The organism is Paenibacillus sp. GQ49 (assembly GCF_059759055.1).
The window spans coordinates 78,616-94,195 of sequence record NZ_JCAXEL010000014.1; the positions used below are offsets into that span (position 1 = coordinate 78,616).

Below are 15,580 nucleotides of genomic sequence, written 5' to 3' on the forward strand. Positions count from 1 at the left end.
GTCTTTCTAGCAAGATTAACAGGAGGAATCAACATGGAAAATTCAATTGATAGCGTATCAAACGAAATGGATGGAAAGATGATTAAACCTAAGAAAAGAAAAAGGAAGAGATTATTTAAGATTATGGGCATAACGCTGCTTACTATAGTTGTACTATTTAGCTCATTGTTTTTGTATGTTAGTTTTCACCCAGGAATTATAGTTGGCGGAATACAAAAAGTAATGTATGGGAATTCTCCGATTAATTCATTTGAACCATTGAAGGAACCTATTAAAACGACAAAAGAAAATGGAGTGTATTATGTAAGCGACTTGAAATATGCTGATGAATATCCTAATAGTTTTCTTGATATATCTTATCTAAATAAGGATGAGACTGTAGATCGACCTACGCTTATTTATTTCCATGGTGGAGGATATTTTGCAGGTTCAAAATCAATGGGAGATCCATTGGCAGCGAACAATGATTCTAATTATCTATATGATAGTCTTGTATTAAAAGGATATAATTTGGTGAATGTAGATTATGCACTGGTTCCAGACCACCATTTTCCTGTGCCAGTCATTCAAATGAATCAGGCAATCAATTATCTAGTTGACCATGCCGAAGAGTTTGGACTGGATATGCATAATGTTGTCATCATGGGAGGTTCTGCAGGGGCAATTATGACTGCGCAATATGGTGCCATTCTATCTAATTCTGACTACGCGAAAACTTTTAACTTCGCAGAACCGCCAAAATTGACTAGAGATGATGTTAAAGCACTTGCTATTGATGATGCACCGCTTGATATTCCTTCTTTCGATAATTTTTCAGTTAAAGTACTCATAGGAAACTATTTAGATGATTCTGTGTTCTTTAATAATAAAGAGACTGCGTATCAGTACAATGCAATTAACTATATTAATAGCGATTATCCAGCGACATTTCTTACGGCAGGAACCGATGATGGATTTCCTAAGGACATGCAACACATGTCTGATAAACTGACAGAAGCTGGAGTGGATAATCTATATTTTTATCCAGACATTAATAAATACGGAAAAACAAAACATGGATATATGTCAAACTTAAAGAATGACCCTGGAGCAGCTAAGGATAGCTATGAAGCAATGGTGGGATTTTTAAATAAGCACACCAATAATAAAAAATGAACGAGTTTGGAATATGAGTAACGATCTGATTCAGTGTAACAATCTGACGTAGTTGAAAAGTATTTATATATAACTTAAAGTCCAGCAGAATCATTGCTGGACTTTGTTATTTTTAAAATAGCATTCAGTTAAAACCTCAATCTCCTTTGTAATCAAACCAATCAAAATCAACAAAAGAAGAATTTTTGATATCATAGTATAAATTATCAATGCTGTTTACTGAATTTATAGTAGTTTGTCTGCACGCATACATGCCGATGTATGTTCCCGTAAATCCACCAGCACGATCCGTACTGAGCAACCGACCATCCACATATTCGACTAATACTTCCCATTCATGCATATCGGCTAAACGATAATAAAAACTGTATTGCTGTTGTTGCGCCTCTACTTTTAACTGGATGCTACTGGTGTTCCAAGGTATTGAACCGAGCAGCCTTTCCTCACCATCTTCGCGCTCCACAAGTTGAATCACAAGCTCTCCTTGTTTTAAAGTCAATTCGAATCGAAAATGATGATCCGCATTATGAAAAAGAGTAAGACCGGCTACTTCTCCTTCATGTTGCGGTTTGAATTCCATTTGTGTTGCTGCGTAAAAGCACAAATGTTGTTGACGGCGTCCCACAAATGCCGGGTTTCCTGAATCCGTCAGATGGTCGCATTTCAATCTTAATCGCAAATGTCCCGGTCGCTGAGTTAAGCTCCAGAACTCGCCGCGTGGAGTTCGCAGGAAATTCCACTCTGGAGACAGACGGTCCTCGTCGAAATCCTCTCTAACAGGCGTACTTGGCCACTTCATTTCAGGCAAGTCAGGCGATATTGTTTCCAGTTCCAGTCTGCCAACACCCGGACTGACAACAGGCCACTCCTCTTCCCATCGAACAGGAGTCAGGAATGTTTCCCGACCCAGGTTCCGATAATATCCACCAGCTGTTCTGGAAGCAAGGCAAAACAACCACCAGTCTCCTTGCTGGGTCTCAATTAATTCGGCATGGCCTACATTCACGATCGGATAATCTCTACCGAGATGCCGATGTGTGAGAATTGGGTTGGCACGGTGACCTTCAAAGGGACCTGTGATGTTGCGGCTTCGTGCAATCGTTACCGCATGTGTATGGCCGGTTCCTCCTTCTGCAATTAACAGGTAATACCAGTCATCTTTTCTATAGATGTGAGGTCCTTCCTGAGCATGGGCAACTTTGAGCGCCCCCTGCCATATGCTCATTTTTTCATTAACAAGCTTGCCCTGCTTCAAATCAATTTCCTGGAGCCAGATATCCATATGTTTGGGATAGTCCTGTCCTGCCGGTGGGATTCTATTCCCGGTGTAATAGGTTCGCCCGTCTTCGTCAAAGAAAAGGGACGGATCAATACCTGGCGCATCATCCAGCCACACCGGATCAGACCAATCACCTGACGGATCAGTAGTGGTTACATAGAAGTTATGTTCCTTCTTTTCGTTATCAACGAATGTAGTAATCATATAGAATGTGCCCTTATGATACCGAATTGTTGGAGCCCAAATGCCCCGAGAAGGCATAATTCCATCCAAATTAAGCTGTGAAGCACGGTCAAGAACATGACCTAGCTGCTGCCAATGAACCAGATCTTTACTGTGGAATAACGGTACGCCGGGAAAGTATTCGAAACTGGACGTAACAAGATAATAGTCTTCTCCTACACGAATGGCCGACGGATCTGGATGGAATCCCGGCAACACAGGGTTGCGAAATGTTTTCACGTCAAGTTCTCCTTCATTCAAATGTTATGGATTATTAATCAGCGCTCTCTTGCACGAGTGAAAGTTCTGCGGCCGGATTCCAATTATCCGCTCCGGCAAAGAGCTGGGCAGGCAAATATTTCTCTGCCTCTTCCGTCGTCAACTGAGTCGTCCAGTTAAACCGTGCTTTGGGATTCGCTCCAGGCCCGTAACTGGCAAATTCGGCAAAACGTGCTGTACGTTCATTATCCGGGTTACTCCAGTTATTCCATCCAGATGCACTAATGTGATTATCCATATAGCTGTTGATATAGACTACATTGGCATAAGGTCTCCACGGTCTGCCAAGAGGTATAGTTCCAGCAAGACTAGAATCGCCAGTAATGCGGCTATTCAGGAATACATAACCAGACTTCTCCTCCGCGGTGGATGCTGCAGTAACGTAACCATTGCTTAAACTGTGAATGACGCTGTTCTCAAACAATGCCGTTGCATTGCCAAAGATAAAGTCGACATCACCTTCAATATAACTGTCCACATAATATTGCCTTCCATCATTCACATAAAGCGTGTCCTGCCACCCCTTCAAGCTAACGTCCCGAAATACCAGACGATCACCACGAGCGAACAGAGCAACCGCTTGACCTGCATTGTCGCCAGCATCATTTTGTATCGTCAGATGCTCAGCTGTAAAATCGTTTGTCTGCACCCGGAAGCTATAGCTACCTGAGGTACCGAGTGCATTGCCGGATGAATCCAATGTGCTGGCAGAATCACCGTAGATCAGCACAGTGCCCTCCCGGCTCTCTCCAATCATTCGCAGATGTTTTTTGCTGGACGGTACGTCCAGCTTCTCACGGTAAATTCCATCCTTAATTCGTATGATGGTAGGAAGCGTGCTATTGTCCGGAACAGCATGTATAGCTTCCTGAACCTGTTCATATTGTGCACTTCCATCAGATGAGACGGTTAGAATTGGTGCAGGAATTTCAGATATTGGAGCGGACGACATACTCTCGCCAACTTCATTCAATGCCGTAATGACATAATAATAGGCAGTGCCATTGATTAACTGTGTATCAGAGAACGAAGTATCATTTACATTGGAAGCTACAGTAACGAATGGCCCTTCGGGTGATTCACTTCGTTTCACTGCATATTCCTCAGCCTCCTCGGCTTCTTGCCAAGTAAGAGTGATTGTACTTTCACCTGGCTCAGCACGAATCTCTGATGGAGCTTGAGGTCTACCATCATCCACTGCTGGCCGTGTACCAACGGCTGCGGAGTCAAGGCTTCGTGTACCTTGAGCCAGTGCGGTCACTTTGTAATAATAGGGCTTACCGTTTAAGAGTCCTGTATCCACATAGGAAGTTCCTGATTCCTGATCAGCAATGACATCATAAGTTCCAGTCACGGACATTGCACGCTTGATCACATAAGTCGAAGCGCCTTCTATCGCTTCCCACGTAATAGAAACGGATTCGGGAAGAGACTCTATCGTGACTTGGGGAGTAGTTAGAGCCATGGTTGGAGTTATAGCAACCGGGGAAGAATCCGCTCCCTCTCCTCCAATACCAGTCGCAGATACGACGTAATAGTAGGTCGTTCCATTATCCAGTCCTCCATCCCGAAACGTAGGAACAGCTGTACGAGACGACACAGCTGTATACGGGCCTTCAGCCTGCAAACTACGTTTTACAGTGTAGTAGTTAGCTGCTTCGACTTCATCCCACGTTAAATCTGCTTGTGCGTTTCTCGCAACAGCCTTCAGATTCTCAGGTATTTCTGGTCGTACAGCATCCTCGGAGGGTGTCACTGAAGACGTGTTGGAATTGCCGCTCTCGCCCAATGGACCAACGGCCGTGACGACATATGTGTAAGTCGTTACATTGGTGACCTCTTCGTCAATGTAAGTTGTCTCAGTTAACTCAGAAGCAATCAACTCATAGTCGTTCGCGGACTGAATACTACGCTTTACATTGTACGTAGAAGCCCCGTCCGCTTCCTCCCAATGTAATCTCACCATACCATTGCCTGGTTCGGTACGAAGCCCTTTAGGAGAACTAACCGGTTCAACATAAAGTTTGACATTGTCATAGAACAACGTGCCTTTACCCGTGCCTGGTGTTCTGGCAAACATTTGTGCAACACCATCGGCAGTCACATCGCCCTGAAACGGTACATCATCTGCGACGCGCACATCATCAACGTATATATCCGCTTTTTGCGAGGCTACATTGCCAACAATCTTGAAGTTGTACCATTGATTATTGACCGGTGCATCCATTAATTTGTGATCTTTGCCGTCTTTTTTGTATATTAGCGTATACTGATCCTCTGCTACCGGAGCAGAAGGTTTGCGTAGCTCGATGGAGAGTGCGACACGACTGCCGGTGCCATTTTGCAATTGCAGAACGGTTGATGTGCCAGGCCAGCCTTGAGACATGATATCAGCCTCAAACACAAAACTTCCCTGTTGTGGTGGAAATGATCTTACGAATTGGGCGATCCCAGCCCCATTGTCATATAGCATGAGCGCTTTAGTAGAAGCGTTTCCTGTTGTTCCTGTGGGAATCTGGGTAACAACAACTTTAAGATCGTTCGTCTGTGGATCAGGTAGTACAGTATAACTTGCTGGTGTCGTATTGATCTCGATATCCTCAAAGTCATCATTCATGTAATAGATAGTCTCGGGCTCTCCTTCCGCTGCTGCACTAGCCTCATTGGAATAGAAGCTTGTGCCATGATCATTCGTAGCCTTCACTGCGTAATAATAGGTTTTTCCTACAGTAAGATTGGGATCTGTGTAGCTCGTGGTCGTAATCCCCTCTTGCTGCAACGTGTATGGCCCACCAGGTATATCTGTTCTATACATTGAATAAGAGTCAGCGCTTTGCACTTCAACCCAATGTAAGTGAATGGACTTGAGGTCCGGCTCAGCTACAAGTTCAGTAGGTGCTGTCGGGAAATCAGCAGGCAACTCCTGAACGGATGCATTGGAGAATACAGATGCATTGAGCTTATCAACTTCATCATCCGGTTTGGAAGCATCGGCTGCCAATCCGATGTAGACCGTTTCGTCTGCTGGGAATGATTGTGAATCGATAACAAACCAATCGTTACCGTCTTTAGATACAAGTGAAGTCACTTGATCCCCAAGTCGCACAAGCTTAACCCAATACGGGAGTGTGACCATGCTGCCTTTTTCCTGATGCACAACTTCGGTGTCCGCTCCATCACGAACAAGGCTAACCACTTGTTGTCCACCCTTCACATAAGTGACCATGGCGGCAATAAACGGGGATGACGCATCCAGACTTTTACGAATCATGACACCTGCTTCGGCCCCATCGTCGGTAGCTGTCACCTGATCAACTCTAGCTACAATCTCACCATTTCCTTCTAAGATTTGGTAAGCATAGTGGAAATGATCCGTCTCTCCATGGATATCTCCAGCTGATTTTACCGTAACGTCAGTATCACTAGCTCCCAATTGGGTATGACCCGTAATGCCCGGTTCTCCAATATCGGTTGATGACCAAGGGGCAATACTGTTCTGCTTGTGAACATGTACCGTGACATTGTTGGACTGCGTTGAAGTACCTGAGTCATCAATTGCTCGGACGGTGAGATAATGAGTGCCATCCTGCACATCTTCCCATGTAAACGTATAAGGTGCTGTATCATCTTCCCCCAGTTTCACATCATTTTGATAAAATTCCACTTTGGCAATGCTGCCGTCTATATCTGACGCAGAAGCCTTGATCTCAACGGAAGACCCTTCAGTCTGAACGGTATGGTTGGCAGGTGATTGAATTGTAACCGTAGGATTCATAGATCCATTGCCAGCAATACTGTTCAGGTATGCCTCCAGATTGGTATAATCTGATTCATGAATCTCGTTACGGTCAGCAGGATCATTCGGATCGAGTCCCATACTGATCTCCCATTCGTCGGGCATACCGTCATGATCAGAGTCAACCAGAGCTGAAGCTGTCTCCTCGAACTCAAGGTAACCGCCAACTTCCTTTTGTGAATTAATATGTTGTCCGGTGCGGTTTTTCACATCATTTACGATTCGAGCATCGATGGCGTCCCGTCTAGGCAGACTTGCACCTGCTTTTGCAAGAACTTGCTCATAGGCTGTTTCTGCATCGTCCATGGATGTGGGATTAGCCATCTGCACAGGAGCGAGTAGTTTGGAATCTGGATTCGCAAGTTCTCCCACACCTAACCAGTTGTCCGCTGTGACATCGGGATAACTGTCCACGACATTGCCACTCACATGTAATCGTGTATCAGGTGCAACATCAAGGAAAATCTGATCCCGGGCATTTCGATACGTATTCGGTCCGTATTTATAGTAGTTATTCATGAGGTTATAGTTGCCCTCCTCACCGCCATAAGCAGAGAAGAACCCCCAATTGTAGACAATATTGTTGTAAGACTCGGTATTAAAACCAGGAGCCCCTGCAAATCTCGGGTTACGGCTCACGTTATGAGCAATGATGTTGTGATGGAAGGAGGTGTTGTTCCCTCCCCAGATACCTGCATATCCATGCCGCCCCTTCTGATGCGTAGTCATCAGCATGCTCTCAGCGATGACAGACCACTGCACAGTTGTATTCTCGTTGGCGTACATACTCAGGACTTCGTCAACAGACCAGGTAAACGACGAGTGGTCGATCATAATGTTTTTGTGGTATCGTCCACCAAATACGTCATCCTCACTAGGGTGCTTATCCCCAAGCCGGAAGCGCATATGCCTGACAATAATGTTGTCCGCTTGGAATGTGGTCCAATAATCGGATACAGTGATTCCTTCTCCTGGAGCTGTCTGTCCAGCAATCGTGATATTAGAACCGGTAATCGCCAGAGGGGATTCTAGATGAATCGTTCCTCCCACTCTGAATACTACGGTGGTATCACTCTGACTAACAGCATCTCGAAGTGATCCAGGGCCGGAATCGGCGAGGGAGGTCACTTCATACACTGACCCTCCCCTACCACCTGTCACGTACTTACCGCCGCCTTCAGCACCGGGAAATGCGGGCAATAATGGAGTAGCTTCATCTTCTGCAGCAACCATACCTGGTAGCAAACTGAATAACATCGCAACGACCAATACGAATGATACCATTCTTTTCAACGAATCTTCCTCCTCCGGTTTACATGTAATTGTACAGAATGTTACCTCACTGAGAGCCAGATGCTCATGCGATAAACCTTTCTCTGATCTGGCATCACCTCCTCAACGTAATGTAAGCGTTATCAGTAAAAGGATGCGAAAACCCGTTGTAATCTGAAACCTATCCGTACTCTTTCTGCGATCACGTTCTAGGTTTCCTATCCAACGGGTCTCTTCATAGATCGTTAAACTTTGGCATGCAGCAAGTACTCGTATTCGGTACATGCGAGCAAGAAAGCTCCCATTCCTTTTTGATCATTCGTTATAATCGGTTCACTTATATAATACGCGTAACTTCCGTCACGCCTTGCATCTCCACCGAGCCCTGCAACCTGGCAGTTTTTGTAGAGATTCACCCAACCCTGATTGGTCTCCATTACGAATTCAGAGATTAATCCTGCATAAGCATGGTTCAATATCAGTTCCCATTCCCGCGGTAACCATCCTAGCCGAATCCCTTTGGCCATGGCATAGACAATCATGCTGGATGCTGAAGCTTCCAGATAATTTCCTTTGCGATCTCCCTCATTCACCACCTGATACCATACCCCGCTAGCTGTATTCTGATAGGTGCGCAGCGCAGTCATCGTATCTGTGAAAATATCAACCAACTTGTTATAATCGGGATGATGGCTTGGTAATAACTCCAGAACATCCACTAAAGCCATAACAAACCAGCCGATAGATCTGCCCCAGAAGTTTGGTGATTGTCCTGTTACTGAATGGCTCCAAGGCTGAACGCGTTGTTCATCCCAAGCGTGATAGAGCAGTCCTGTAGCATCGTCTCGGGTATGTTGGGCACACAATATAAATTGCTTAGTCACATCGTTCAACAAGCCCTCTTCTGGCTCCCAACGAAGCAAGTATTCCAGATAGAACGGCGCGCCCATATAGAGACCGTCCAACCAGATCTGATAGGGATATACTTGCTTGTGCCAGAAAGCTCCCTCTGATGTGCGTGGGTGAGTAACAAGTTGTTCACGTAGCAATCCAGCCGCAAGCTTATATTTTATTTGCCCTGTCCTGTCATACAGGCCGAACATCAACTTGCCGTTATTCAAATGATCAATATTATGTTCTTCCATCCGGTATCCCCGAATCGATCCATCACCTTGAATAAAATAATCCATATTATGCTGGATATATTGTGCATATTGCTCATCACCTGTCGCTTGCCATAATCGTTCAAACCCTTTTAGCACTACGCCATAATCATAAGACCACTTGCCGTGATGCCCGTTCTCTTCATACAACTCAGGGGTTCGCTCCATGATGGATGCGGCTGTTTTGGCTGCCCATAGATCCATAGCAGATTTTGTTTCAAGCATCTGTAGAGTTCCTCCTCGGTACATATTTGCTATTTATTTATTGTTTAATACGGCTTGGTGCGCTGCCTCATATTCGGTAATGATTTTGTCTCCACCTGATTTTCTCCAAGTATCAATAGCATTCTGGAAGCCGACACGATCCATCTTGCCCAGGATATACTTGTATGTTGCATCCGTGATGATCTTCTGCAACTCAGAGCCTTGTTCTGAGAACGTTGGTGATTCCAGTGAATACACTGGGTTCAGTACGGCAAAGGTTGTGTTTTCCTCAATTAACCGTGTCGATTCAATACGGAGTGGGTCAGCATCCACAATGGCATATCCGTTCTCGTTAGGGCGAGAAGATGAAAATGGCTGTACCTCTTGCTCCCATAACTTGGTATTAATTATGGTGGCACCATTGTTCTCGTCGAGGCTATAGTGCACATCTTTGATTCCATATGTCATCAAGGTAAATACCTCTTCACTCATCAGATCATCCATAAACTTCAGAATACGTTTCAATTCAGCTTCGTCCTTAACCTCCGATTTAGGAAAAGCAAGCAACCCACCTACGCCATTGGATGTGGACCAGATCGCTCGATCATTTTCATTGCCTGTGGATGTAATGTCATTGACCATGACAAGCTCCATGTCATCTTGAACTCCTTGGGCAAGATTGAACAGCCCCTTGCTATCAAATAGAGCTCCCACATAGATCCCTGCCTTGCCCTGTGCGAAGCCTTCCTGCTGATCCTTCTTGGCTGTTACTGCAAAATCCTGATTAATGTATCCATTGGTGTACAGCTCTTTCATATAATCCATCGCCTGAATGTAACCTTCGGACTCAAACTCAGGTGTCACTTTGCCATCCTCACTAATTGCCCAACCACTTGGTGTACCAAAGTATGATCCCAGGGTCTTAAAAGCACCAAATACCAAGTCGCTTCGATCAATGAATCCTGTCGTATCGTTAGTTCCATTGCCATCAGGGTCTTGTTCCGTGAAGGCTTTGGCAACTTCCATTAATTCGGCAGTTGTTTTGGGTACAGGTAATCCAACATGATCGAGCCAGTCTTTGCGAAGAATGACACCGTTACGTGCAACCTGTTTTTGCATCGGAATACCGTACAACTTCCCCTCAATGGATGCGGAATTACGCATATCCTGAGATATGCCTTTCAGGTTCGGGAATTCATCAAGATACGGACCAACCTCCCAGAAGACGCCTGCTTTGAGCGCATTGCGTACCGAAGAATTTTCCAGAATCGTCAAGGATACGATGTCAGCGAGAGAACCGGAAGCAAGTGAAGTATTAAGCCGTTCTTCTTTAGAAGCATCCGGAATCCAGGAAAACTGTATATCCACATCCGTAATCTCTTCGATTTTGTTAAGTACGGTATCCGTAGGTGGTGAAGCGGTATGCATAATATTCAACCAACTAATCGTTGTTTTGCCATCAGCATTGGTTCCTGAATCCCCACTTCCTCCCGCACAGGCAGATAACAGTAAGGCTCCACTTAACGTAAGCGCTAATAATTTGGCAGTTCTATATCTCATCGTTCAATCCCCTTTTCACCAATATTAGATTCTACCAGTACATCCTTGTTGTCATTCGGGATTGCTACTAGTATACGCCGTCTTCTCCTAATTTTTTGGCGAGATGATTAGCGAACATAACCAGCACCAAACCTACCAGACCTTTGAACAACCCAACCGTTGTACTAAAGCTCAATTGTCCATTCTTCAAACCTGCCGTGAAGATATACGTATCAAATATCTCACCGATCTCCCGGTTAAGCGAATTCAGTAACAAGTACATATGTTCAAAGCCTAGTTCCAGCGTGTTTCCGATTTTGAGAATCAACAATGTAATAATGACCGGGCGAATTGCGGGTAAAGTTACGTGCCACATTTTGCGCAATCTAGACGCACCGTCCATCTCGGCAGCTTCATACAGCTGGGTATCTACAACGGTAATAGCTGCGAGGTAGATGATCGTTGACCAACCGGCTTCCTTCCATATAATCTGCAAAATATACATCGGACGAAGCCATTCAGGTGAGGTTAAGAAGCTGATCTTGCTACCACCCAATGCAGCTATAATTTCATTGACGACGCCCCCATCCACACTAAGAAACACGTACGTAATGGAGACGATAATCACCCATGACATGAAATGTGGGATATATACGATCGTTTGAATGGAGTTTCGGAATAATCTGTGTCGTACTTCATTCATCATGAGTGCAAGGATGATCGGAATCGGGAAGAAAATCACTAATTCAAGCGCGAACAAGATCAATGTATTACTAAGTAGCATGGCGAAGGTTGGTTCCGTGAACAGACGGACAAAATGTTTGAAGCCCACCCATGGACTATCTCTAATTCCTAGATACGGCTGATAATCCTGAAATGAAATAATAAGTCCGCCCATCGGAAAATACTTGAAGATCACAAAGTAGATAAAACCGGGAAGAATCATTAAATAAAGAAGCTTGTTGGATGCAGCGTTTCTCAAATAGTGACCTAATCCTGTATTCCGATATGCTTTGTGTTGCAACGAAACGACTGATGGCTCAGATTCTCTCACTGCTTGCTGACCTCCTTGTTTGGGATGGTGTAGTTGAATGCTTCCTAAGCATATGAGATGTAAGCGATTCCGTACATAATCATTAGCTATTGTAGTTGAAGGAATCCCCGTCCAGCGCGGCTTAAGGCCAGTTGAACAGGTGCAGATCGTAGATCATGATTATTATTGGTAATATGGATTATCATGGTATTTCAAAGCTTTTGCATCACTACAACGTTCCATTTTAAGTCAGTAGGTCAGGATTATGTACGTAATATTCTTCGCTTGTTATGGTAAGGGAGAATCACTACTTAACAAGGAGGAACATATCAGATGTCCAAACACAATGTTAAAAAGGAACAACTCGGTGGCGTCATATTCAATGTAATAAATTATACGTTCTTGCTTCTTTTCTCCCTGGCCTGCCTATTACCCTTCGTAAACGTCGTTGCCAGTTCCTTCGCTTCCACGCAGGAGATTGTACAGAAGAAGTTTATTCTGTTTCCGACATCCTTCTCGCTTGATGCCTATCGTTACATCTTCTCCACACCTACCATCTTCAAAGGACTCGGCGTATCCATCTTCATCACGCTGGCAGGAACCATTGTCAGTATGACGCTGACGGCACTTATGGCTTACGGGTTATCCAGAAGATATCTCTTAGGACGGAACTTTATCAATTTCTTGGTCGTCTTCTCGATGTTGTTCAGCGGGGGTATGATTCCTACCTTCCTAGTTGTGAAAGCCGTTGGATTAATCGACTCGTACTGGTCCATGATTATCCCTACTGCGATCAATGCATTCAATCTGATCATCATGCGCAATTTCTTCCAGGCGCTACCGGATAGTCTAGAGGAATCTGCCAAAATTGATGGTGCCAACGACTTTCGGATTCTGCTACAAATTATGATCCCGCTGGCTCTACCTTCCATCGCAACCTTATCCCTGTTCTATGGCGTATCCTATTGGAACACATATATGAATGCGATCCTATATCTCAACGAGTCAACGATGTGGCCACTCCAAGTATTGCTACGCCAGATTGTAATTGTCTCCAGTGGCATGGATGGCAACAGCTCGGTTGTAGACATTGTCCCTCCATCACAGACCATTAAGATGAGTGTCATCGTTGTCGCTACTGTACCGATGCTGCTCGCGTATCCTTTCGTGCAGAAGCACTTTACCAAAGGCGCTTTACTTGGTTCAGTGAAAGGTTGAGATGAGGCACATATGGAAAATAACAATCCCCTCGGGATCAACCTGAGGGGATTTACGCTTACATGGAGTGGAGTTGAATTTCGAAGGTGCTTACGGATTATCGGATACTGCTAACATACACTGGGATGCTCAGCTATCCATCCGCAACCTTCGATATGCACCAGGGGTGAGGTTCTCTTTTTTTCGAAAAGTACGTATAAAGTTCTGGGAATTTTGATATCCCAGTCGTTCGGCTATATCTTTAATGGGCATGTTCGTGTCCACCAACCATTTCCTTGCTACATCTAGTCTGATATTCATTAAGTACTCGCTAAAGGTCATATTGTACTCTTTACGGAAAATGCTACTTAAATAGTTCGGCGTATAATGCAATCGTTCACTTATGGTTTCCAGTGACAAGTCCTGGTCGTATTCCGTGCGTACAATAGAGGCCATACGATCTGCAAGTGTGCGAAACTGTTGGCTCGCTCTCTCCTGCATACTATCTACCATAGGATAGATGACTTCGTGAACAAGAATGTGTTCAACTTCTTCCGGATTCAGCGTATGCAGCAGTCGATGATACAATGTGCCGTTACTCTGTGTAAGCAACACGTCCGTACCAATGAGCTGCTCCAGCTGAATCAAATTGTTCACGAATCGAATCAATGTGATCTCCAGATTCATTGGATTAAGGTTGTGCTTCATCATATCTGCTAACAGCGGGTATAACGTACGTGTCACCTCTTCTTTGTCACCAAGACGTATGGCATCAAACAGCCGACTCTCCAATTCTGTAGGGTAGTGAAGTAAGGTAGGTCCGCTGCTACCGCGTATGATATCCTCATAGAAAATAACGGACTCTTTGCCTAGCTTAAGACGCTGGTACAATGCTTCAAGACTCATATCACAGGCTTCCCGGGTATTCATCAGGTCTTCATATTGACCACTGAAGCCCACACTGACTGAAGCGGACCAATACTCGCGAGACAATTGAATAACCCTTTTGGCATATTGCAACATCACTTCTCGATTGTCTGAAGAACTGCCAGCAAAGGATAATATTGTTGCTTGTGTCCGTTCATTTAGAACGACGGGTAACATCCGTTGGGACGGGGGAATGATCTCTTGCACTAACTGATTAACGGCCAACAGCAGTGTATCTTTATCAGCCAGCGAGCCTTTCCCGGGACGGTCAATCTGAATCAACATCGTTGCATACATCTCGTTGTGCATCTTCGTATATGCGAATCGTTCAAGATAGCTATGGATCTCTTCCCTGGTTAACCTATTCTGTAGTACATTTAGAACAAATTGTGTTTCAAGTTTGGGCTTTTCAAGATGGATAAGCTGTTCGAGATGTTGTTTCTCTGAAACAATAGAATGGATCGACTGAATGATCCAACCGACCTCGTCCCTGACCGTTCTCTCAGCACGTCCGCCAAGACTATGCTGAATTTGAAGAACGGGCTTAGCAAGCCGTAAAGCTATAATGTATGCAAGAATGATCATCAGAGCCATAATGACGGCACCCATTACAATTAAACCCAAACGGGTCGATGATAGGGCTTGGCTGACTTCTTTTTGATTCGGAAGTGTGATAAAAGTCCATCCATTATAAGTAGAACGGGCGTACAATCCCATAATTGAATCACCCGATGCAGCAGGAATTTTAATCTGTCCTGAAGGAGGCTCATTAACTATTTGTTTGCTGATTAAACTCATTTGGTCAGCAGATATAGGGCTTTGTTCGGTTAAAGCTGCATAGAGCAATTCACCCTGTTTGTTCAAAATGTAGATAGGAGCATCGGATTGCGTCTGTAGGGATTGATTCAGTGTTCGCAAAGAGATGTCCGACATCGCAATGGCTTCTTTGTCCTTCGAATACATCGGTAACGCATGCAGCAATCGAAGACCTTCCTTTGTTTTGGTCCAATAGAGGTTATTGCCTTCCGGATCAGCGAATAAGGCTTGCATCTGTTGCTTCTCTTCATCTGTAATTCGTGATAACGATCCGTTAGACAGGCTCCAATTTTGCTTCAGACTCACAAGCGAATACTGCACGCCATCAAGCCCCATCGTTGCAATATAACCTAGCTGGGAATTCAGTTCGCGATATGCTTCATAATCTTGCCCGCTTAATGGACTGTTAATGACCTTACGAAACGATGGCGTCGTACTGTACGTGGCAAAAGCATATTCAATGGTTTGAATTTTTTGTTCCAGTGTATTTCTCACCTGCAGAATTAAGCTTTGGTGCCCTTCGCTTACACGCTCTATTACCGATTTTGTAGTTGCAACATAGATATAACTCCCAAAACCTACAACGAGTCCAATGCTAAGGAGTAGGATCGAGACAAAGATATTCGTAAACGTTTTACTCTTTCGCATGTCCTGCTCCTCCATCTGTTTGAATTGGTACATCTTGAGTCCATTTGTCA

At 44.5% G+C, this 15,580-nt stretch carries 8 protein-coding genes; 2 read left to right on the forward strand and 6 right to left on the reverse strand.

Translation table 11 applies throughout. From position 1 onward, the window contains the following. The first annotated feature begins 33 nt into the window (after positions 1-33). A complete protein-coding gene (locus AC6CIF_RS21740) occupies positions 34-1,155 on the forward strand; it encodes an alpha/beta hydrolase (protein ID WP_498201512.1) in 1,122 nt (373 codons plus the stop codon). Positions 1,156-1,291: 136 nt separating this feature from the next. Here the strand turns inward: AC6CIF_RS21740 and AC6CIF_RS21745 are convergent, their stop codons facing one another. From AC6CIF_RS21745 to AC6CIF_RS21765, 5 genes are all read right to left on the reverse strand, one after another. Then, complete coding sequence (locus tag AC6CIF_RS21745) at positions 1,292-2,896, reverse strand: glycoside hydrolase family 43 protein (protein WP_498201513.1); 1,605 nt, start codon at positions 2,894-2,896, stop codon at positions 1,292-1,294. Positions 2,897-2,930: 34 nt separating this feature from the next. Beyond that, on the reverse strand, positions 2,931-8,015 hold the full coding sequence (locus AC6CIF_RS21750) for a pectinesterase family protein (protein ID WP_498201581.1): 5,085 nt from the start codon (positions 8,013-8,015) through the stop codon (positions 2,931-2,933). Positions 8,016-8,248: 233 nt separating this feature from the next. Continuing rightward, on the reverse strand, positions 8,249-9,391 hold the full coding sequence (locus tag AC6CIF_RS21755) for a glycoside hydrolase family 88/105 protein (RefSeq protein ID WP_498201514.1): 1,143 nt from the start codon (positions 9,389-9,391) through the stop codon (positions 8,249-8,251). A gap of 33 nt (positions 9,392-9,424) precedes the next feature. Beyond that, positions 9,425-10,930: an extracellular solute-binding protein gene (locus AC6CIF_RS21760; protein WP_498201515.1), complete on the reverse strand. Its 1,506-nt coding sequence runs from the start codon at positions 10,928-10,930 to the stop codon at positions 9,425-9,427. Between the two features lie 67 nt (positions 10,931-10,997). Beyond that, positions 10,998-11,855, reverse strand: a complete 858-nt coding sequence (locus AC6CIF_RS21765) for an ABC transporter permease (RefSeq protein WP_498201582.1) — start codon at positions 11,853-11,855, stop codon at positions 10,998-11,000. A 420-nt stretch (positions 11,856-12,275) separates the two neighbouring features. Here AC6CIF_RS21765 and AC6CIF_RS21770 point away from each other — a divergent pair, with 420 nt between their 5' ends. Then, positions 12,276-13,160 carry a carbohydrate ABC transporter permease gene (locus AC6CIF_RS21770; RefSeq protein WP_062329851.1) on the forward strand — a complete coding sequence of 295 codons (885 nt, stop codon included), beginning with the start codon at positions 12,276-12,278 and terminating at the stop codon, positions 13,158-13,160. A 129-nt stretch (positions 13,161-13,289) separates the two neighbouring features. Here AC6CIF_RS21770 and AC6CIF_RS21775 read toward each other — a convergent pair whose 3' ends face one another. Further along, positions 13,290-15,530, reverse strand: coding sequence for a helix-turn-helix domain-containing protein (locus AC6CIF_RS21775; RefSeq protein ID WP_498201516.1), 2,241 nt, complete (start codon positions 15,528-15,530; stop codon positions 13,290-13,292). Positions 15,531-15,580 lie beyond the last annotated feature (50 nt).

Excerpts from the sequence above, each read along its gene's own strand:
- AC6CIF_RS21740 (WP_498201512.1), top strand. The coding sequence starts at position 34 with ATGGAAAATTCAATTGATAGCGTATCAAACGAAATGGATGGAAAGATG.
- AC6CIF_RS21750 (WP_498201581.1), bottom strand. The coding sequence starts at position 8,015 with ATGGTATCATTCGTATTGGTCGTTGCGATGTTATTCAGTTTGCTACCA.
- AC6CIF_RS21755 (WP_498201514.1), bottom strand. The coding sequence starts at position 9,391 with ATGCTTGAAACAAAATCTGCTATGGATCTATGGGCAGCCAAAACAGCC.
- AC6CIF_RS21760 (WP_498201515.1), bottom strand. The coding sequence starts at position 10,930 with ATGAGATATAGAACTGCCAAATTATTAGCGCTTACGTTAAGTGGAGCC.
- AC6CIF_RS21765 (WP_498201582.1), bottom strand. The coding sequence starts at position 11,855 with ATGATTCTTCCCGGTTTTATCTACTTTGTGATCTTCAAGTATTTTCCG.
- AC6CIF_RS21770 (WP_062329851.1), top strand. The coding sequence starts at position 12,276 with ATGTCCAAACACAATGTTAAAAAGGAACAACTCGGTGGCGTCATATTC.
- AC6CIF_RS21775 (WP_498201516.1), bottom strand. The coding sequence starts at position 15,530 with ATGCGAAAGAGTAAAACGTTTACGAATATCTTTGTCTCGATCCTACTC.